This is a genomic window from Pseudomonas paralactis, assembly GCF_001439735.1.
Lineage (GTDB): Bacteria > Pseudomonadota > Gammaproteobacteria > Pseudomonadales > Pseudomonadaceae > Aquipseudomonas > Aquipseudomonas paralactis.
The window spans coordinates 275357-294465 of sequence record NZ_JYLN01000004.1 but is presented as its reverse complement, the minus strand read 5'-3'; the positions used below and the strand labels follow the sequence as shown (position 1 = coordinate 294465).

The 19109-nt window shown below is 59.7% G+C and carries 19 protein-coding genes and 1 pseudogene; 12 read left to right on the top strand and 8 right to left on the bottom strand.

All coding sequences use genetic code 11. The features are described from left to right. Positions 1-39 precede the first annotated feature (39 nt). The 9 genes and pseudogenes from hisI to TX23_RS12850 all read left to right on the top strand — a co-directional run bounded on the left by hisI (position 40) and on the right by TX23_RS12850 (position 7137). Positions 40-432, top strand: coding sequence for a phosphoribosyl-AMP cyclohydrolase (gene hisI / locus TX23_RS12885; RefSeq protein WP_057702481.1), 393 nt, complete (start codon positions 40-42; stop codon positions 430-432). A 2-nt stretch (positions 433-434) separates the two neighbouring features. Continuing rightward, a complete protein-coding gene (locus TX23_RS12880; RefSeq protein WP_005783994.1) occupies positions 435-767 on the top strand; it encodes a phosphoribosyl-ATP diphosphatase in 333 nt (110 codons plus the stop codon). A 26-nt stretch (positions 768-793) separates the two neighbouring features. Then, a complete protein-coding gene (locus TX23_RS12875) occupies positions 794-1072 on the top strand; it encodes a twin-arginine translocase TatA/TatE family subunit (RefSeq protein WP_005783993.1) in 279 nt (92 codons plus the stop codon). Positions 1073-1082: 10 nt separating this feature from the next. Then, positions 1083-1481, top strand: a complete 399-nt coding sequence (gene tatB / locus TX23_RS12870; RefSeq protein ID WP_057702480.1) for a Sec-independent protein translocase protein TatB — start codon at positions 1083-1085, stop codon at positions 1479-1481. Further along, positions 1478-2269 carry a twin-arginine translocase subunit TatC gene (gene tatC, locus TX23_RS12865; RefSeq protein ID WP_005783990.1) on the top strand — a complete coding sequence of 264 codons (792 nt, stop codon included), beginning with the start codon at positions 1478-1480 and terminating at the stop codon, positions 2267-2269. Before tatB ends, tatC begins: the two co-directional genes overlap by 4 nt. Continuing rightward, positions 2266-2973, top strand: a complete 708-nt coding sequence (locus tag TX23_RS12860) for a 16S rRNA (uracil(1498)-N(3))-methyltransferase (RefSeq protein ID WP_057702479.1) — start codon at positions 2266-2268, stop codon at positions 2971-2973. Before tatC ends, TX23_RS12860 begins: the two co-directional genes overlap by 4 nt. Before the next feature lie 203 nt (positions 2974-3176). Then, positions 3177-4235, top strand: a pseudogene (locus tag TX23_RS28770) (methyl-accepting chemotaxis protein); the annotation flags it as partial. Continuing rightward, entirely contained in the window at positions 4221-5093 is an 873-nt protein-coding gene (locus TX23_RS28765; protein ID WP_407071380.1) for a methyl-accepting chemotaxis protein, read from the top strand. The pseudogene TX23_RS28770 and the gene TX23_RS28765, both read left to right, overlap by 15 nt. A 136-nt stretch (positions 5094-5229) precedes the next feature. After that, a complete protein-coding gene (locus tag TX23_RS12850) occupies positions 5230-7137 on the top strand; it encodes a HAMP domain-containing methyl-accepting chemotaxis protein (RefSeq protein WP_057702477.1) in 1908 nt (635 codons plus the stop codon). 113 nt (positions 7138-7250) lie between these two features. Here the strand turns inward: TX23_RS12850 and TX23_RS12845 are convergent, their stop codons facing one another. The 8 genes from TX23_RS12845 to pip all read right to left on the bottom strand — a co-directional run bounded on the left by TX23_RS12845 (position 7251) and on the right by pip (position 17043). Beyond that, the gene (locus tag TX23_RS12845) at positions 7251-7985 is read right to left on the bottom strand and encodes an amino acid ABC transporter ATP-binding protein (RefSeq protein ID WP_005783982.1); all 735 of its coding nucleotides are present in this window, start codon (positions 7983-7985) and stop codon (positions 7251-7253) included. Next, positions 7978-8937: an amino acid ABC transporter permease gene (locus TX23_RS12840; protein WP_057702476.1), complete on the bottom strand. Its 960-nt coding sequence runs from the start codon at positions 8935-8937 to the stop codon at positions 7978-7980. The genes TX23_RS12845 and TX23_RS12840 overlap by 8 nt, the downstream gene beginning before the upstream one ends. A gap of 129 nt (positions 8938-9066) precedes the next feature. After that, positions 9067-9864, bottom strand: a complete 798-nt coding sequence (locus tag TX23_RS12835) for a transporter substrate-binding domain-containing protein (RefSeq protein ID WP_057702475.1) — start codon at positions 9862-9864, stop codon at positions 9067-9069. A 219-nt stretch (positions 9865-10083) separates the two neighbouring features. After that, on the bottom strand, positions 10084-10884 hold the full coding sequence (locus tag TX23_RS12830; RefSeq protein WP_057702474.1) for a transporter substrate-binding domain-containing protein: 801 nt from the start codon (positions 10882-10884) through the stop codon (positions 10084-10086). Positions 10885-11071: 187 nt separating this feature from the next. Then, entirely contained in the window at positions 11072-13642 is a 2571-nt protein-coding gene (gene mdoH / locus TX23_RS12825) for a glucans biosynthesis glucosyltransferase MdoH (RefSeq protein WP_057702473.1), read from the bottom strand. Next, a complete protein-coding gene (locus TX23_RS12820; protein WP_057702706.1) occupies positions 13635-15371 on the bottom strand; it encodes a glucan biosynthesis protein G in 1737 nt (578 codons plus the stop codon). The genes mdoH and TX23_RS12820 overlap by 8 nt, the downstream gene beginning before the upstream one ends. 266 nt (positions 15372-15637) lie before the next feature. Next, on the bottom strand, positions 15638-16075 hold the full coding sequence (dtd, locus tag TX23_RS12815; RefSeq protein ID WP_057702472.1) for a D-aminoacyl-tRNA deacylase: 438 nt from the start codon (positions 16073-16075) through the stop codon (positions 15638-15640). Beyond that, positions 16072-17043: a prolyl aminopeptidase gene (gene pip / locus TX23_RS12810; RefSeq protein WP_005783969.1), complete on the bottom strand. Its 972-nt coding sequence runs from the start codon at positions 17041-17043 to the stop codon at positions 16072-16074. Before pip ends, dtd begins: the two co-directional genes overlap by 4 nt. A 334-nt stretch (positions 17044-17377) precedes the next feature. Between pip and TX23_RS12805 the strand changes: the two genes are divergently transcribed. The 3 genes from TX23_RS12805 to TX23_RS12795 all read left to right on the top strand — a co-directional run bounded on the left by TX23_RS12805 (position 17378) and on the right by TX23_RS12795 (position 19083). Next, positions 17378-17884, top strand: a complete 507-nt coding sequence (locus TX23_RS12805) for a hypothetical protein (RefSeq protein WP_157243916.1) — start codon at positions 17378-17380, stop codon at positions 17882-17884. 142 nt (positions 17885-18026) lie between these two features. Further along, positions 18027-18527, top strand: coding sequence for a hypothetical protein (locus TX23_RS12800; protein WP_057702470.1), 501 nt, complete (start codon positions 18027-18029; stop codon positions 18525-18527). A gap of 55 nt (positions 18528-18582) precedes the next feature. Beyond that, positions 18583-19083: a hypothetical protein gene (locus tag TX23_RS12795; RefSeq protein ID WP_057702469.1), complete on the top strand. Its 501-nt coding sequence runs from the start codon at positions 18583-18585 to the stop codon at positions 19081-19083. The last annotated feature ends 26 nt before the right edge of the window (positions 19084-19109 follow it).

Genomic DNA, 19109 nt, shown 5'->3' with positions numbered 1-19109 from the left:
AATCCGGTTATACACTGTCGCAAATTGCCGGAGCCGAACATGAAAAACTGGCTGGACGAGATCAAGTGGGACAGTGACGGCCTGGTGCCGGCCATTGCCCAGGACTACAAGACCGGGCGCGTATTGATGATGGCCTGGATGAACCGTGAAGCGCTGAGCCTCACCGCCACTGAGCAGCGCGCCATCTACTGGTCACGTTCGCGTGGCAGACTGTGGCGCAAGGGCGAAGAGTCCGGGCATGTGCAGGTGCTGCATGAGATGCGCCTGGACTGCGACGCCGACGTGGTGATCCTGATGGTCGACCAGATCGGCGACATCGCTTGCCATACCGGGCGCCACAGCTGTTTCTATCGCGTGTTCGAAGACGGCGAATGGAAGGTAGTGGAGCCGGTGCTCAAAGACCCCCACGCCATTTATTCGTCAGGACACTGAACATGAGCGATACCCTGAACCGTGTGGCCCAGGTGCTGGAAGACCGCAAAGGCGCGGATGCCGACAGCTCCTACGTCGCCAGCCTGTACCACAAGGGTCTGAACAAGATTCTGGAAAAACTCGGCGAAGAATCCGTCGAGACCATCATTGCGGCCAAGGACGCGCAAATCAGCGGTGATTACAGCGATGTAATCTATGAGACCGCAGACTTGTGGTTCCATAGCCTGGTGATGCTCGCCCAACTGGGGCAGCATCCACAGGCCGTGCTGGATGAACTGGACCGTCGCTTCGGCTTGTCCGGGCATGTCGAAAAGGCTTCGCGCCCGTCCGCCTGATTAACCAAGACTTGAGGATTTGCAGCATGGGCATTTTTGACTGGAAACACTGGATCGTCATTCTGGTGGTGGTTGTTCTGGTGTTCGGCACCAAGAAACTGAAAAACCTCGGCACCGACGTCGGCGAGTCGATCAAGGGCTTTCGTAAAGCCATGAACGACGACGAGAAGCCCGCCGAGCCAAGCGCAAACCCGGTACCACCGGCCCAGCCTGTGCACCCGCAGGCCGCGCAGCCGATCACCGAGCGTCGTACCTTCGACGTGCAGGCTGAAAAAGTCCAAGAGCCGACCCGCAAAGACTCGTGAGCACTGACTAATGTTTGGTATCAGCTTCTCTGAACTGCTGCTCGTCGGCCTGGTGGCCCTGCTGGTACTGGGGCCGGAACGCCTGCCCGGTGCCGCGCGCACCGCCGGCCTGTGGATCGGGCGCCTGAAACGCAGTTTCAACGCGATCAAACAGGAAGTTGAACGGGAAATCGGTGCCGACGAGATCCGCAGGCAGTTGCACAACGAACATATCCTGTCGTTGGAGCAAGAGACTCGCAAGATTCTCTCCCCGGTGCAGGAGCCGGCCAAGCCGGCCCCTCCGGTAGCCGAGCAGAGCATCGCGCCGGCACCTGCTGCCCAAACCGAGCCCGCCCCGACAGAGCCTGCGCCGACGCCCGTTGCGTCGCCTGCCCCCCATGACCCTACACTGCCGCCGCGAGCCCCATGAGCGCTGATAAACCGGAAAACGACCAGCATATGCCGCTGGTCTCGCACCTCACCGAGTTGCGTACCCGCCTGCTGCGTTGCGTAGCGGCCATCTTCATCATCTTTGCCGGGCTGTTCGCCTTTACCCAGCAGATCTACACCTTCGTTTCCACGCCCTTGCGCCAGTACCTGCCGGTCGGCGCGACGATGATTGCCACCGATGTGTCGTCGCCGTTCCTGACGCCGTTGAAGCTGACCATGATGGTTTCGCTGTTCCTGGCGATCCCGGTGATCCTGCATCAGATCTGGGGCTTTATTGCGCCGGGCCTGTACAAGCACGAGAAGCGCATCGCGGTGCCGTTGCTGGTGTCGAGCATCCTGCTGTTCTACACCGGCATGGCCTTCGCCTACTTCCTGGTGTTCCCGCTGATCTTCAAGTTCTTCGCCGCCGCCACTCCGGCCGGCGTGGAGATGATGACCGATATCACCAGCTACCTCGACTTCGTGATGACGCTGTTCTTCGCCTTTGGCGTGGCCTTCGAAATCCCGGTGGCGGTGGTGTTGCTGGTGTGGATCGGGGTGGTCGACGTCAAGTACCTGAAGAAGATCCGCCCGTACGTGATCATCGGCTGCTTTGTGGTCGGCATGATCCTCACACCGCCGGACATTTTCTCCCAGACCTTGCTGGCCGTGCCGATGTGGATGCTGTTTGAAGTGGGCATCCTGTTCAGCGGCTTGATCAGCAAGCGCGGCGAACACCCGGACGACCAGCCTGCCGACGACGACCAGCCGCCAGCGACCCAGCCGTGAACCTGCTACTGCTGGAAGACGCCGATTTTATTGCGGCAGACCGCGTGGTGCTGCGTGATCGGCGCCTTGTGCATATGCAGGAAGTCCACCGCGCCGTAGTGGGTGACAACCTGCGTGTGGGCCGCATTGGCGGGCTGATGGGCAATGCCCAACTGCTGCGGCTGGAAGCCAGTGAAGCCGAGCTGCAAGTCAGCTTCGACCAGCCACCGCCGAGCAAACTGCCGCTGACCCTGCTGCTGGCCCTGCCCCGCCCGAAGATGCTGCGTCGAGTGCTGCAAACGGTAGCGGCCATGGGTGTGCCCAAGGTCGTGCTGGTCAACAGCTACCGCGTGGAAAAAAGCTTCTGGCAAACCCCGTTCCTGGAGCCTGAAGCGGTGCGCGAGCAACTGATCCTTGGCCTGGAACAGGCGCGGGACACGGTACTGCCCGAGATCATTATCGAAAAGCGCTTCAAACCCTTTGTCGAAGACCGCCTGCCGGCCATGGCTGCCGGCACCCTGGGCCTGATCGGTCATCCGGGCGATTACCCGGCCTGCCCGCGAGGGCTGGATGAGCCGGTAACACTGGCGATTGGCCCTGAAGGCGGCTGGATTCCCTATGAAGTCGAGCTGCTGACCAGGGCCGGTTTGCAACCGGTGCAGCTTGGTGCGCGCATCCTACGGGTTGAAACCGCCGTGACGGCCCTGCTCGCCCGACTGTTCTGATATCAAATCCAAAAACACCGCAGCCTAAATGTGGGAGGGGGCTTGCCCCCGATAGCGGTGTATCAATCACTAAATGTGGTGGCTGACACTCTGCCATCGGGGGCAAGCCCCCTCCCACATTGAATCTGTGGCGCTACAGAATCCTATGCCCATGCCGATAGCCTTTGAATAAGTCCAAGCCTTGTTCCAGGGGAGTTCGCAGCATGTATCGTTGGTTAGCCGAGAAACTGGGGAATGTAAGCGTCAACCGCAAGCTGAGCGTCGGCTTTGGCCTGGTGTTGATCCTGACGCTGTTGATCACCTTTACCGGCTGGACCGGCCTGGGCGATGTGATCAGTCGCGGCGATAAGCTGGGTTTTATCTCCAGCCTCAATGGCCTGACCAAAGACCTGCGCCTGGCGCGCCTGGACTTTGATATGCGCCGCGGCGAACAAGGCACCGACGCAGTTACCGGCCTGATCACTCAGCTGGACGAGGGCCTTAAAACTGCCGCGCAGTTAATCGAACAACCCAATGACAAGGCTCTCGTCGAACAACAACAGGAAGCCTTGAGCCAATACAAAAAAGCCTTCGCCACCATGGTCCAGGCAGGCCTCAAGCGTGAGGGTGCGCGCAGCAAGCTCGGCGACACGGCCGATAATGCCGTGGCCAAAACCAACGAGATTGAAAAAAGCCTGCTGCAAGGCGACAGCGTCACCCAGTTCAACAGCGTGGTTGACCTGAGCAAGCTGATCCAGCAAGCCCGCTTCCAGGTACGCGGCTACACCTACAGCGGCAAGGTCGAGGCCGAGCAACCCGCCCTCGACGCTATCGACAACGCCCTGAAGAAAATCACCGAACTGCAAGGCCAGCTGCCGACGCAATATCAGGCCAACCTGCAAGAGGCCGGTGCCTCACTGCAAGCCTATCGGGCCGCCGTCAGCCAATACCGCGACTCCCAGGTGGCCAGTGCCGCAGCACTTAAGATCCTAAGTGCCCAGGGCGATATTCTGTTGGGTCATAGCGAGAAACTCACCACCTCGCAAACGGCAGTGCGCGACCATGATGTGGCCCAGGCCAAGTACTTGTTGCTGCTCGCCACCGTACTGGCGGTAGCCTTCGGCCTGTTCGCTGCCTGGGCCATCACCCGCCAGATCGTCATACCGCTGAACCAGACCCTCAAAGTCGCCGAGCGCGTGGCCTCCGGCGACCTGAGCCACAACCTGGACTCTGGCCGCCAGGACGAGCTGGGCCAGTTGCAACGCGCCATGCAGAGCATGACCGTGGGCCTGCGCGCGTTGATCGGCGGTATCAGCGACGGCGTCACCCAGATCGCCAGTGCAGCCGAGCAGTTATCGGCCGTGACTGAACAGACCAGCGCCGGGGTCAACAGCCAAAAGGTGGAGACCGATCAGGTCGCCACCGCCATGAACGAAATGGCCGCCACCGTGCAGGAAGTCGCACGCAATGCCGAGCAAGCCTCGGAAGCTGCGGTGGCCGCCGATCAACAGGCCCGTGAAGGTGACAAGGTGGTCGGTGAGGCCATCGCCCAGATCGAGCGCCTGGCGACAGAAGTCGGCAATTCCACCCTCGCCATGGGTGACCTCAAGCGCGAAAGCGACAAGATCGGCAGCGTGCTCGACGTGATCAAATCCGTCGCCCAGCAAACCAACCTGCTGGCGCTGAACGCGGCCATTGAAGCGGCGCGTGCCGGTGAGGCCGGGCGTGGCTTCGCGGTGGTGGCCGATGAAGTGCGCAGCCTGGCCCAGCGCACTCAGAAGTCCACCGAAGAGATTGAAGAGCTGATCGTCGGCCTGCAAAACGGTACCCAGCAGGTGGCCTCCATCATGGACAACAGCCGCGGGCTGACCGACAGCAGCGTCGAACTGACCCGTCGCGCCGGCAGCGCATTGGCGAATATCACCCGCACGGTTTCAACCATCCAGGCAATGAACTCACAGATTGCCACCGCCGCCGAGCAACAGAGCGCCGTGGCCGAAGAGATCAACCGCAGCGTGTTGAATGTGCGTGATGTCTCCGAACAAACGTCCTCGGCCAGCGAAGAAACCGCCGCATCGAGTGCAGAACTGGCGCGCCTGGGGATCTACTTGCAGACCCTGGTCGGGCGTTTCCGCATCTGACAGGGTCTTGCGCGGCGGCCGATTAAGACCGCCGCCTCTTGTGAAACTTCCTACACAGTTATCAGCCCCGCCTCACCCCGATCCGATTTAGCGTTGCATCTGTAGCGATACGCTTTCTCTGATTGGGAGGTGCATTATGTTTCCTCGGCTGACCCGTATGCTGGTCAATGCCAGCGTCCGCCTGAAGCTTGCCCTGGGCTTTGGCCTGGTGCTGATCCTCAGCTTCGTCATTGCCGCGACAGGCTGGCAAGCCTTGAGCGCCGTCCTGTACCGATCCGACAGCCTGACGACCCTGGGCCATCTGGCTGTCGAAGCCGAGGCCATGCGCGCCGACCGCATCGTGTACCGCACCCTGATGGACAGCAACAGCCTGGCCAAGATGAATCAAAGGGTCGAACAGATCGACCAGTACCTGGCCGACCTTTCGAGCCGCTTGCGGGACCCGACCGACCGGCAACGGCTGGAAGACGCGGCCCTTCTGGTGTCGGGCTCCAAGGCCGCGCTCACGCAATTGCCGCCGTTGCTGGCCGCGCGCGAGCAGGTCCGCCCGGCGCTTAAAAAGTCCGCCCTGCAAGCCAGCGATACCCTCGCTCAATTGGCCAGTGATTTGCCCGACCAAAATGACGAGAAGGCCCTCGATGCCATCGAGAACCTGCGCCAGGCCATGGAGCAAGCCGAGGATCGAGCGCAGAGCCCCGCCTGGGCAGCCGACACCTTACAGGCCTATGCCGATGCGTTCGGCCAGGCGCTTGACGGCATGCAGATCGCGCTGGCTTCCGTCACCGCCCTCCCGGTGGACTCGACACTGCTCAAGACCGATCTGGCCAACTACCGCGAGCAACTGATAACGCTCAAGCAAGCCCAGCTCGACACCGAAACCGTGCAGAACCGCTTCGAACAGCAACTCAACGAGCTGCGTGACAAGAGCAACTTGTTGAGCCAGAGCCAGAACACCAAGCGCAACAACGAGGCGGATCAAACCCGCACCTTGCTGATCAGCGTGACCATGGCCGCACTGGTCCTCGGCGCGCTGGCTGCCTGGTGGATCGCCCGGCAAATTGCCGTGCCGCTGCGAGCGATCCTCAGCGCCGCCCACCGTGTCGCCGAGGGCGACTTGAGCCACGACACGGCGGTAGACCGCCGCGACGAACTGGGCCAGTTGCAGCAAAGCATCGGGCAAATGACCCGCAACCTGCGCAACCTGATCAGCAGCATCGGTGACAGCGCCCGGCAGATTGCCGGTGCGGCCACGCAGCTATCCACCGTGACCGAACAGACCCGTAACGGGCTCAATGACCAGAAAGATGAAACCGACCAGGTGGCCACGGCGATGAATGAAATGCTCGCCACCGCTCAGGAAGTCGCGCGTCACGCCGAACGCGCTTCCGTGGCAGCCAATGAGGCCGACCAGAAGGCCGGTGCCGGCGAGCAGGTGGTCTCCCAGGCAGTTGAGCAAATCGGCAACCTGGCCAGCGAGATGGCGTTGTCCGGCCGAGCCATGCTGACCTTGCAACAGGAAAGCCAGAAGATCGCCAGCGTGCTGGACGTGATCAAGTCCGTGTCCCAACAAACCAACCTGCTGGCCCTCAACGCCGCCATCGAAGCGGCGCGCGCGGGTACCGCCGGCCAAGGCTTCGCAGTGGTCGCCGATGAAGTACGCAGCCTGGCCCAACGCACCCAGGCGTCTGCCGAGGAAATCGAAGGGCTGATCCTCGGCCTGCATAACGGTACCCAACAAGTGGCAGACATCATGGACAGTAGCCGCAACCTGACCGACAACAGCGTCGCCCTGACCCGCGACGCTGGTGAGGCTTTGGCGGCGATTGCGCGCACGGTGTCGGTCATCCAGGAAATGAATCCGCAGATTGCCGCCGCCGCCGAGCAGCAAAGCGCAGTGGTCGAGGAGATCAATCGCAGTGTGTTGAAGGTGCGGGACGTGTCGGAACAGACCGCCGCCGCCAGTGAGGAAACGGCGGCCGCGAGCGTTCAGTTGACGCGGTTGAGCCTGGATTTACAGAAGCTGGTCGACAGATTCAAGCTCTGAAACACCACCACTGCAGGAGCGAGCTTGCTCGCGAAAAACCCAGAGCCGCCGCGTTCATTCAGGGTGCGCGGCGTTATCGTTGACGCTTTTCGCGAGCAAGCTCGCTCCTACAGTCATAGGACCTGGCGCAGGAACGCCTGGGCCCGTGGGTCTTTCGGCGCAGCGAAGAATTCGGCGGGCGCTGCGTCCTCCAACAGTTTGCCGTGGTCGAAGAACAGCACCCGGTCCGCCACTTCGCGGGCAAAGCCCATCTCGTGGGTCACGCAGACCATGGTCATGCCTTCCAGGGCCAGGGTTTTCATGACGTCGAGAACTTCGCCGACCATTTCCGGGTCGAGGGCCGAGGTGGGCTCGTCAAACAGCATCACCTTGGGCTCCATGGCCAGCGCCCGGGCAATCGCGACCCGCTGCTGCTGGCCGCCAGACAGGCGCGATGGAAACTCATGGGCCTTCTGCGCGATACCGACCTTTTCCAACAAGGCCAGGGCCTTGGCCTCGCGCTCTTGCTTGCCGCGCTTGCGCACGACCTTTTGCGCCAGGCACAGGTTTTCCAGCACGGTCATATGGGGGAACAGGTTGAAATGCTGGAACACCATGCCGACTTCACGACGGTAGGCGTTCACGTCGGTCTTCGGATCGGCCAGTTGCAAACCATCGATGCTCACCGAACCCGAGTCGAACGCCTCCAACCCATTGAGGCAGCGCAGGAAGGTGGACTTGCCGGAGCCGGACGGGCCGATCACCACCAGCACTTCACCCTTGGCCACCTGGGTGGTGACGTGGTCTACCGCACGCACCACATGCCCACGGGTGTCGAAGACTTTTACCAGATCGCGCACTTCAATCACTTTGGGCGAGCCTCCGCTCAAGCCGGCTGGCCATTTTCGACAGCGGCAGGTTGATCAGCAGGTACAGGCCTGCCACACAGAACAGGATCTCGAATGGCGAAAACGAGGTGGTGATCACTTCACGTCCACTCTTGAGCAACTCGGTAATCGCGATCACCGACACCAGGGACGTGTCTTTGACCAGGCTGATAAATTGCCCGGCCAGGGGTGGCAGTACGCGCTTGAAGGCTTGCGGCAGCACCACATGGCGCATCGACTGGCCGGCGCTCAAGCCCAGGGAACGCGCCGCTTCATCCTGGCCACGGGTGATGGACTGCACGCCCGCGCGCACGATTTCGGCCACGTAGGCACCGGTGAACAACGACAGCGCAGCGATCCCGGCAAATTCCCGGGACAGGTTGAGCACCGTGCCGATAAAGAAATAGAAAATGAAAATCTGCACCAGCAGCGGCGTACCGCGCACCAGTTCGACGTAGATCGTCGACAGATCCCGCAGGGTCGGGTTTTTGGAGAGCCGGCACAAACCAGTCGCCAAACCTATCGCCAAGCCCAGGATGCCGGACACCACCGACAGCCACAGCGTGGTCCACAAGCCCCACATCAACGGCCCCAGCGCCCACTGTCGGGTCACGCCGACCACGTCGCCTTCAGCCACATCGTCACCGCGCGCCACTTGCAGGCTGTTGTCGGCAACCGTGAGTTTTTGCTCGACCCCCGCGTCGTTGCGCAGGGTGACTTCGGCCATATCGCCTTTGCGCACCAGCTCGACCACGGTGGAAATATCCGCGGCGCGCTGGGAGGTCTCGGCTTGATAGGCGAAGTATTGCGGCACGCGGTTCCAGCGCCACTCGTAGGACATCAACGAGGTGGCGTAGTACAAGGCGCCCGCCAGGCCGACCAGCACGACCACGGTCAGCAGGTGCCAGGGCCATTGGGCTTTTTTCTGTTTCATTTCACTTTCCGGATATGTGTTGCCTGATAGGCCGCCATCGGGGGCAAGCCCCCTCCCACATTTGATGTGTAAATACAGTCAAATGTGGGAGCTGGCTTGCCTGCGATGCAGGCAACTCGGTGTCAGGCCTTATTCCATGTCCTTGAGCCACTCGGAGCTCTTGAACCACTTGTCATGGATGCGATCGTAAGTGCCGTCGTTACGGATCTGGTGCAGGAAGTTGTTGATGAAGTTAATGCTGTCGTAATCGCCTTTCTTCAAACCGAACGCCAGAGGTTCAAAGGTGAAGGGTTCTTCCAGGAACACCAGCTTGCCGTTGCCGACTTTCTTCTCGGCCACCACGTTGTAAGGCGCGTCATACACAAAGGCGTCAGCCTTGCCGTTGACCACATCCAGCACGCCTTCCTGCTCGTTGTCGTAGCCGTGGTACTTGGCCTTGGAAATCAGCTTCTTGGCGACCATTTCACCGGTGGTGCCGAGCTTGGAGGTCAGGCGGTATTTCTCATCGTTCAGGTCTTTGTAGGACTTGATGGTGCCTTCCAGCTCCTTGCGGATCAGCAGGGTCTGGCCGACCACGATGAAGGGTTCGCTGAAGTTCAGGCGCAGGTTGCGCTCCTGGGTCAGGGTCATGCCGCTGCCGATCATGTCGAACTTGCCGGTCAGGAAGGCCGGGATGATGCCGTCATAACCAGTGGACACCAGTTCCAGCTTGACCCCCATGGACTTGGCCATGGCCTTGAGGATGTCGACTTCGAAACCGATGATTTCGCCGCGTTTGTCAGTCATTTCGAACGGCATATAGGTCGGGTCCATGCCGACTTTCAACGTGCCGCGCTTGACCGCATCGTCGATGGCTCCGGCCTGGGCCGCAGTGGCAGCGACCATCGCGGTGACGCCGAGCATCAGCATCGAAAGATACTTTTTCATCATCAAGACCCCTGAACGATTCTTATAAGGTCGGCGCACAAAAGGGCTGCGCCATTTCGGGATGCGATCCTAACCCACTCGTTGGCCGTCACAAAGGTTTCACCGGTAAATGTTACCGGCGTATGTCGTAAAAGCCCTAAGCCGGTGCAGTCAAGCGCAGGGGTAGACGCGTCTACGTGGCCCCTTGGTAATTGATTGATGTGTAAGTAGTTATGACGATCACTCAATTTCTGCGATCCAGGCCGTATCCCTGAACCACTTGTCATGCAGGCGATCGTAGGAGCCATCCTGAGCGATCTGGTTGAGAAAGTGATTGATCCAGTTGAGGCTGTCGTAATCACCTTTTTTCAAACCAAACGCCAGGGGCTCAAAGGTGAAGGGTTGTTCCAGGCTCAACAAAGCGCTGTTCTGCGGCCGGCTCATCGCGATCAGGTTGTAGGGTGCATCATGGATAAACGCATCGGCCTTGCCTTCCACGACCTGCTGCACACCGTCTTCGGGGGTCGTCACCGTGCTCAGTTGCGCAGCCCCCAGGAAACGCTTGGCTGCTGCCTCTCCGGTCGTGCCCCGGGTAGTCACCACCCGGTAACTGGCGTCGTCCAGCTCTTCGACGCTGGAAATGATGCCGGCCAGGCGGGGGTGCATCAGCACTGTCTGCCCCACCACGATGAAAGAGTCGCTGAAGTTGAGCTTCAGGTTGCGCTCCTGGGTGACGGTCATGCCGCTGCCAATCAGGTCAAATTTTCTTGCCATCAACCCCGACACCAAATCCGTATACGGCACCGCAATCAGCTCAAGTTCCACGCCCAGCGCACGGCTCATGGCGCGGAGCAAGTCAATTTCAAAACCGACGATGCGCCCCTGCTTATCGAGCATCTCGAAGGGCACGTAATCGGGCGTGGTCCCCACTTTCAATACGCCGCGACGCACAGCATCGTCCAGGGCGCCCGCACTCAGCAGACCCGCATAGGCCCATAGCAAAACGCTAACCAGCAATACCGAACAATACCTTTTGATCATGAATGCCCCCGTGGCGAGTGAAATTTTGGGGGGCGATGCTAACCCAGCGACAGGCACGACAATACGCCTCGATCAAAGGTCTTTTGTTTCGAAATAACAAGGGGTTAGGGATAAATGGAAGCGGCTGTAAACGCTGTAGGACCAGCGTCTGCAGCGCCCCCGAGGCGAGCCCTCGGGGGCGTCTGAATCAGGCCGGTTGGGCCTGCGGCGACTGCGGTTGCAGAGGCAGCAATGGTGCGTGCGGATCAGCCTTGATCGAAGCACGCCAGGCACCAAGCCACTCGGCATGACCTTCGCTCCAGACCTGCTCATGCAGACGAGCCAGGGCTACCGGGTCACTGAGCAGGGCCAGGCGCTCGCTGTTGTTGAGGCCGGCAGGGCCGACTTTCAACGCGTGGCGAACGCGCTCCATGCGCAGGTATTCAATCGGCTCGGCCTCGCGGTGACGCGAGGTCGCCAAGGCACAGGCCAGGGCGTTCTGCTGCGGGTCGACCACCGAACGCACGAACCCGTCATTGAGGGCGTGCCAACGGTTTTCGTGGGTGTACTTCTCGGTCGACAGCAGCGCTTGCGGCGGATTGTATTCCTCGGGGATCAGGAACAGGCTCTCGTCACGGGACTTGAGGCCCAGCTTGACCCGGCTGGAAATCACCGACACCGGAATCGACAGCATCAGCGAGCCGACAATCGGCACCAGCCACCACAGGAAGCTTGGGTTCAACCACACCACCAACAGCGCCCACAGGAAGCCGAGGATCGTTTGCGGGCCGTGACGCTTGACCGCTTCGCTCCAGGGCGTGGAGTCGTCGTCACGCTGCGGCGAGTTCCAGGTGGCAGCCCAACCGAGGAAGGCGGCGAGGACGAAACGGGTGTGGAAAATCATCCGCACCGGCGCCAGCAGCATGGAGAACAACATCTCCAGCAGCATCGACAAGGTCACCTTGAACTTGCCGCCGAACTCCTTGGCACCCTTGGCCCAGATCAGAATGATGCTGAGCAGCTTGGGCAGGAACAACAGCACGATGGTGGTGGAGAACAACGCCACCGCCTTGTCCGGATGCCATTGTGGCCACAGCGGGTACAACTGGCGCGGCGCCATGAAGTACTGCGGCTCCATCAGCGTGTTCACCGCCAGCAACGCGGTGGACAACACCAGGAAGAAGAACCACAACGGCGCCGACAGGTAGGACATCACACCGGTCAGGAACACCGCGCGGTGCACCGGGTGCATGCCTTTGACCAGGAACAGGCGGAAGTTCATCAGGTTACCGTGGCACCAGCGACGGTCACGCTTGAGTTCGTCCAGCAGGTTCGGCGGCAGTTCTTCGTAGCTGCCCGGCAAGTCGTAGGCAATCCACACGCCCCAGCCGGCACGGCGCATCAGCGCGGCTTCAACGAAGTCATGGGAAAGAATCGCACCGGCGAATGCACCTTTACCCGGCAACGGCGCCAGGGCGCAATGCTCGATAAACGGCTTCATGCGGATAATGGCGTTGTGGCCCCAGTAGTGGGATTCACCCAACTGCCAGAAGTGCAGGCCGGCGGTAAACAGTGGGCCGTATACGCGGGTAGCGAACTGCTGCATACGCGCATACAGAGTGTCCATGCCCGACGCGCGCGGCGCGGTCTGGATAATCCCCGCATCCGGCGTGGCTTCCATCAGGCGTACCAGACTGGTCAGGCATTCGCCGCTCATTACCGAGTCAGCGTCCAGCACGACCATGTACTTGTAGTCACCCCCCCAGCGACGGCAAAAGTCGTCGAGGTTGCCGCTCTTGCGCTTTACGCGACGGCGGCGGCGGCGATAGAAGATCTTGCCGAAGCCGCCAGCTTCGCGGCACACGTCGAGCCAGGCTTGCTGTTCGGCGATGCAGATGTCGGCGTCGTTACTGTCGCTGAGCACGAAGAAATCGAAGCGATCCAGGTCACCGGTGGCGGCTACCGATTCGAACGTTGCGCGCAGACCTGCGAATACCCGCGGCACGTCTTCGTTGCAGATCGGCATCACCAGCGCGGTGCGCGCATCCTTGGGAATCGGCTCGTTACCGGCACTTTTACCGGAGATGCGGTATTTATCGTGCCCGGTCAGCAGCTCCAGGAAGCCCATGAGCGCGGTCCAGAAACCGGCCGACACCCAGCAGAACAGAATCCCGAACATGATCAGGATGCTGGTTTGCAGCGCGTAGGGCATTACCTGGGTGGCGGTTTGCAGCAGGGTCTGGTTGCGGATTTCATCGAAGTCGACCAGCGACCAACCCTGGTACGGCATGATGCCTTTCATGTACCAGCCGGCGACGATGGTCTGACCCAGCATCAACACCAACAGAATATAGCGACGGATCGAACCCACGGTACGCCAGCGGGCAGCCGGCAATACGCGCTCATCCTTGGGTGGCTTGGGCGGGTTGGTGCGACCGGTCATCCGGCGCCAGCCGCGCACCAGGATGTTGGTGCGCCAGGGCTCTGGCACCACTTTGGTCCGGCGGATCGGCGGGGTGGCTTTGAGACACACGCGACCGCCGGCGTCGAGCGCCAGCATCTCGGCGTCTTGCAGCTCTTCGGCGCTGTTGAGGGTCAAGCGACGGCCGACCGAGGCCTGGGCGGCGTCGGTCGGTGCGTCGAAAGTCGACGACGACAAGCGTTCGTGCAATTCGCTGAACGAGTTGCAGCCCGCCAACTCGGCGCGCTGCTCAGCGGTCAACGGGAGGTGCGCCAGATACTCGCTCAGAGTCTCTGGCCGGACGTTTGAATTACTCATCGGCAGGCAACTGATAGCTCCAGGTTTCGGTCAGGACTTGTTCGGTCTTGGCCGGCTCCGGTGTGGCTGGGGCAGCTTCTGGCTGCGGGTCTTGCTTGTCTTTTGCGTCTTTCCTGGCTTGTTTCTCGTGCTGCTTGGCCACGACTTTGTCGGCCTTCAACACGTGAGTCGAAACCGGCTCAGGCGTGGGCTGCACGACATCTTGCACCAGTGCTGCACGCATTTCGGTCGGCTTGCCTGCGTCCTTGATCTTCATACGCAGGGTCAGGCGCCAGCCTTTGGTGTGTTCGTTGTAACGCACGCTGTTTTCAACCAGCTCGGCGTTGTCGCCCACACTCACCTGGCTGCGTACCGGTGCGTCCGGCAGCAGTTTCTTCAGGGCCGGGCCCTCGAAGTCCACCAGGTAAGCCACGGTGCCGTCGGGCTGACGGATCAGGTTGGATTGCTTCACGTCACCGGTAGAACGCAGGGTCTGCTTGACCCAGGCGCTATCCGGCGAATGGAATGCGGCATCATCCAGGGTCCAGTGCAGGCGGTAGGCCACGTCCAGAGGCTGGCCGACTTCCGGCAGTTTTTCCGGGCTCCAGAAGGCCACGATGTTGTCGTTGGTCTCGTCGGCGGTCGGGATCTCGACCAGGTCGACGGAGCCCTTGCCCCAATCACCTTCCGGTTCGATCCACGCGCTTGGGCGCTTGTCGTAGTTGTCGTCCAGGTCTTCGTAGTGGCTGAAGTTGCGACCACGTTGCAGCAGGCCGAACCCACGCGGGTTCTCGACGCTGAAGTTGCTGACCGACAGGTGTTTAGGGTTGTTCAGCGGGCGCCAGATCCACTCGCCATTGCCGGCGTGAATCGACAGGCCGCTGGAATCGTGGAGCTCGCGACGGTAGTTGAGGACCTTGGACGGCTGGTTGGCGCCGAACAGGAACATCGAAGTCAACGGCGCAACGCCCAGCTTGCTGACCTTGTCACGCAGGAACATCTGGGATTTGACGTCCACTACGGTGTCAGTGCCGGGGCGCAGGATCAGACGATAAGCGCCAGTGGCGCGTGGCGAATCCAGCAGGGCGAAGATCACCAGGTGCTTGTCACCCGGCTTTGGACGCTCGATCCAGAACTCGGTAAACCGTGGGAATTCTTCACCGGACGGCAGCGCGGTGTCGATCGCCATGCCGCGGGCAGACAGGCCATACACCTGGTCCTTGCCGACGACGCGGAAATAGCTCGCGCCGAGCATGGTCATGATTTCGTCTTGCTTGTCGGCCTTGTTGATCGGGTAAAGCACACGGAAACCGGCATAGCCGAGCTGCTCGGTGGCTTTGGGATCAAATTTCACGTCGCCGAAATCGAAGCGAGTCGGGTCGTACTTGATTTCATGCACGCTGTCGGCGGTGACTTCGTTGATTTTCACCGGGGTGTCGAAATGCATACCCTGGTGATAGAAGGACAGCTTGAACGGGGTGTTCTGATCGGCCCACTCGGCTTTTTCGTTGCGGAAACGAATCTTTTGGTAGTCCGCGAACTTCATTTCGCGGAATTCGTTCGGCAGATTGCTGCGCGGAGCTTCGTATTTCTGCCCGGCCAGCTCTTTTGCCTTGGCCGACACATCATCCAGACTGAATGCCCACAGTTGACCGGCGCCGAACAGGCAAAACAGGGCAGAGCCCGTTACCAGTGCGTTTCGTAACCGTTTGGCAGACAATTTTGGTGCATTACAGGGACTAACAATCACGAGCAACCCTCGCCGAAAACAGATCAAAAAACCAACGGCCAGCTATCTATATGCCAGGTTGGCGAGCAATGTTCCGACTCCCCAAGGGCAAAATGATTCCCCAAAGGCCATCGGACAAGTCTCTACCTAAATCAAAAATGGACCAAACAACGCTGATCCCCGTAGCGCGCGATTATCTAGTAGCCCGCGAGACAACGCATCAGGGTCAGCGAAGTATTTGTAGCGAAAACCTGCGTTTTTAGGCATTAAAGTCGTTTTTCATACATTCATGTCTGTAAGAGGAAGGTCACAGGGCCATCATTGACCAAATGCACCTGCATATCGGCGCCAAAACGCCCTGACGCCACCGTGCCATGCAATTGTTGCGCTTGTAACAACACGTGATCAAAAAGCGCCGCTCCCAGGGCCGGAGGCGCCGCTGTAGAGAAGCTGGGCCGTAGCCCGCTTTTGGTATCCGCCGCCAGGGTGAACTGCGACACCAGCAGCAAACCGCCACCGATGTCCTTGAGGGACAGGTTCATCTTGCCCTCCTCGTCACTGAACACCCGATAGTTAAGCAGCTTGTGCAGCAGTTTGTCGGCGCTTTCGGGCGTATCTGAAGGCTCGACGGCGACCAGCACCAGCAACCCCTGGTCGATCGCCCCCACAATCTCACCGGCTACTTCGACGCGGGCGCCACGCACCCGCTGCAACAAGCCCTTCATGCTTCTTCAGGCGGCAGATCAAGCAGGCGCCGTGCCATCTCGCCGGTAGCGCGCACCAGCGCATCGGTGATGCCTGGCTCGGACGCGGCATGGCCGGCCTCGCGAATCACCTGCAACTCACTGTTGGGCCAGGCCTGATGCAGCTCCCAGGCGTTATCCAGCGGGCAGATCATATCGTAGCGGCCATGGATGATGATGCCCGGCAGATGGGCAATCTTGTGCATGTCGCGAATCAGCTGGTTCGGCTCCAGGAAGGAGTTATTCGTGAAGTAATGGCACTCGATACGCGCGATGGACAGTGCGCGTTGCGGCTCGGAAAAGCGCTCCACATGCTGGGGGCTTGGGCACAGGCCCAACATGCGCCCTTCCCAACCCGACCAGGCTTTGGCCGCATGCATCTGGGCGATCTGGTCGTTGCCGGTGAGGCGCTTGTGGTAGGCGGCAATCATGTCGTGGCGTTCTTCCACCGGGATGGGCGCCAGGTAGTCCTGCCAGTAGTCCGGGAACAGGCGGCTCGCGCCCTCCTGGTAGAACCAGTGAATATCCTGCGGGCGAGCCAGGAAGATGCCGCGCACGATCAGGCCAAGCACACGCTCGGGATGGGTTTGCGCGTAGGCCAGGGCCAGAGTCGAGCCCCAGGAACCGCCGAACAACACCCATTTGTCGATACCCAGGTGCTCGCGGATGCGCTCAAGGTCGGCGACCAGGTCCCAGGTGGTGTTGTTCTCAAGGTTGGCGCGGGGCGTGGAGCGCCCGCAGCCACGCTGGTCGAAGGTGACGATATGGTAAAGGTTCGGATCGAAATAGCAGCGGCTCTGGGCGTCGCAACCGGCACCTGGCCCCCCGTGGATGAACACGACGGGCAAGCCCTCGGGAGAGCCACTTTCATCGACATACAGCGTGTGGGTGTCATCGACTGCCAGATCATGCCGGGCGTAGGGTTTGATCTGCGGGTACCAAGTCTGCATTGCGCGCTCCGTAGGGTGTCGGGTTCATCCCTGGGGGGACGTCTATTATTTTGCCGTTTGGCATCATAAACCCGAATTGTGCAATGAGCATGTCCTTGAGCACTTAGAGCTGCATAAGTACAACGCCAACCTTACGCAGGCCCCCGGATCGACCCTGGTGCTCAGGCCGCCGCCGTGAATGGGGGTGTGGGCGAAGCGGGGCCGGGCGAGCAGCGCGACGGAAAAACAGATAACCCTGTTAGATCTGACAGTAGGCAAAGCGAGCCGCAGCGCGCTTAATTCATGGAACGTCAGCAGTAAAAACCACACTCGTAACCTCTCTCCGGAGACCATGATGAGCATTTCGACCACGCAAGCAGGTGAAAACGCATCGTTTGTCGCAACCCTGTATTTCAGCGATGCCCAAGAAATATTCACAGCCAATAGAATCGTTATTCTCTCGTCCGTCAGTGTCAACACAGTGAACTGTTGGACAATAAAAGCAGTGATGGATAGCAAGGATCCCAAGACCAACACCCCCAAGAGCCAGACCATTCTGATCCACATCAGGCAGGACCAAGTCAGCGGCAACGTGACCCTGGGAGCCGCACTGACATTCCCGGATATTGCAGAAAACACAGCCGGCTACTACGTGTTGACAGACAGCCCGGACGATGATGACGACGATCTGGACGCTGTTTTTGGGTTTCCCAGCGTCAGGGGGAACCTTGTTTACCAACGGCCTGAAGATAACGCGCACATCGTCGGCCACTTTAATTTCGATCTCGAAACTGAAGAGAAAACCTCATTTTCCATAAAGGGCACCTTCAATGTCGCGCCGAGCCTCTTTAAAACAGCATGACCCCCAATGGCAGTGCCGCGCCGCGTAAAGATGCATTGGATAAGGCTCACCTGAAGCGAGGCCGTTACGCTAGAGACCGCGGCACGGCCTCATCGGGGCGAATATTTCTGGAAGCGCTAAAACCCTGTGGAGGAAAAACCTCATGAACACATCAGCAAGCCAAAAAGCTCCCTTGGAAGAGTTCAAAGCTATTGTAAGTGATGGCACTCAGAAGGAATTATTCGTCGCCAACACAGTAACTATTAAAAAGATCACGGATAAAGATAATGCTGAGTGCTGGTCCATCATCGCATTTCAAGACGTGATCAACAAAACAACCGGCAGCCCGGAGATATTCGGCATCCACCTCTATATATCAGCAGCGCCATCATTGAAGCCTCGCAGATTGGTGGCGGCTTTACCGCCCCCCACAGCGGTGAAGGACAGCGCCATCTACTTCAAGGTGCTGGACAAAATACCCGACCCCGATAGAGACCTGGACACCCAAGAGCTGTACCAAAGCCTGGACGGATCCGTTGTCGAGCTAGAGGATGCCGATCGTATTCAGGGCCATTTCAGTTTTTCAGCACTCGCCCCTGATCGCACCCCAACCCATGTAATGGGGCACTTCGACATTCTCAACAAAGGAAGTCACTCCATTTAGCAACCGGCAGCATCAGGAAGGAATCAACGCCTGCCTCTAAAAGGGAGATCCGATTATGAGCTCGCCATCATTGCAACACGACACGCCCGAAGAATTCGTGGCAACGGTCAAATACCAAGATAAGACAGAACACTTCAAGGCCAACAAAGTGAACATTCTAAAGAGTGTGGATAACTACGGCGTTAAGTGCTGGACGCTAATGGGCTTTCACGATACCCAGGATAAAAACACCGGTCGCGCGCTGGCCAATGGCATTCACCTTTACATTGAGAGAGCCCCCCAGAAGGGTAGCCACACGCTGGTTCGCGCCTTAAGGCTGCCAGACTTTAAAAAAAACAGCGCACGCTATATAAAATATCTGGACGATATTCCAGACGAGAAGAATGAACTGGATACACTCGAGGAGTTTATAGGACGCGATGGACGCATAGCCTATGAATGGGATGCAGGCAAAAAGAGCATCATCGGCACCTTTACATTCAAAGCTATCGACTTCGATGACCTTCCATTCCAGGTAGAGGGCCACTTTAAACTGTTCAATCCTGGCGGCGAATGATTCAACACACACGAAACACAAGGGGG